Origin of the sequence: Planotetraspora thailandica (genome assembly GCF_016863335.1) — a bacterium.
GTDB classification, from domain to species: Bacteria; Actinomycetota; Actinomycetes; order Streptosporangiales; family Streptosporangiaceae; genus Planotetraspora; species Planotetraspora thailandica.
Map to the genome: position 1 here is coordinate 1 of NZ_BOOR01000121.1, position 1,170 is coordinate 1,170.

Below are 1,170 nucleotides of genomic sequence, written 5' to 3' on the forward strand. Positions count from 1 at the left end.
CAGTGATAAATCGGTGTGGTAGTCGAAGCCTTTGGGATGGGGCGCCGTAGACCGTGAGAGCCGGGTAGGCGAAATCATGTCGACTGTTTGGGGTGTTCCCGAGTAGCACGAGGCTCGTGGAATCTTGTGTGAATCTGCCAGGACCACCTGGTAAGCCTAAATACTCCCTGATGACCGATAGTGAACGAGTACCGTGAGGGAAAGGTGAAAAGCGCCCCGGTGAGGGGTTGTGAAATAGTACCTGAAACCGTGTGCCTACAAGCCGTAGGAGCGTAGTCGTTTTCGGACGACTGTGATGTGACTGCGTGCCTTTTGAAGAATGAGCCTGCGAGTTATGGTGTGTGGCGAGGTTAACCTGTGTGGGGGAGCCGTAGCGAAAGCGAGTCTGAATAGGGCGTTGAGTCGCATGCTGTAGACCCGAAGCGGGGTGATCTACGCATGGGCAGGTTGAAGCGTGGGTAAGACTGCGTGGAGGACCGAACCCACCAGGGTTGAAAACCTGGGGGATGATCTGTGTGTAGGGGTGAAAGGCCAATCAAACTCCGTGATAGCTGGTTCTCCCCGAAATGCATTTAGGTGCAGCGTTGCGTGTTTCTTGCCGGAGGTAGAGCTCTGGATGGCTGATGGGCCCGACAAGGTTACTGACGTCAGCCAAACTTTGAATGCCGGTAAGTGAGAGCGTGGCAGTGAGACTGCGGGGGATAAGCTCCGTGGTCGAGAGGGAAACAGCCCAGATCACCGACTAAGGCCCCTAAGCGTGTGCTAAGTGGGAAAGGATGTGGAGTCGCAGTGACAACCAGGAGGTTGGCTTAGAAGCAGCCACCCTTGAAAGAGTGCGTAATAGCTCACTGGTCAAGTGATTCTGCGCCGATAATGTAGCGGGGCTCAAGTACACCGCCGAAGTCGTGGCACTCACCTTTTGGTGGGTGGGTAGGGGAGCGTCGTGCGTTCGGTGAAGCAGTCGAGTGATCGGTTGTGGAGGGCGTGCGAGTGAGAATGCAGGCATGAGTAGCGAGTCAGAAGTGAGAAACTTCTGCGCCGGATGACCAAGGGTTCCTGGGCTAGGCTAATCCGCCCAGGGTAAGTCGGGGCCTAAGGCGAGGCCGACAGGCGTAGTCGATGGATAACGGGTTGATATTCCCGTACCCGCTGTGATGCGCCAATACTGAA

At 55.9% G+C, this 1,170-nt stretch carries 1 rRNA gene; it reads left to right on the top strand.

The annotated features are described in order from the left end of the window. Nucleotides 1-1,170, top strand: a 23S ribosomal RNA gene (locus tag Pth03_RS41115); the annotation flags it as partial.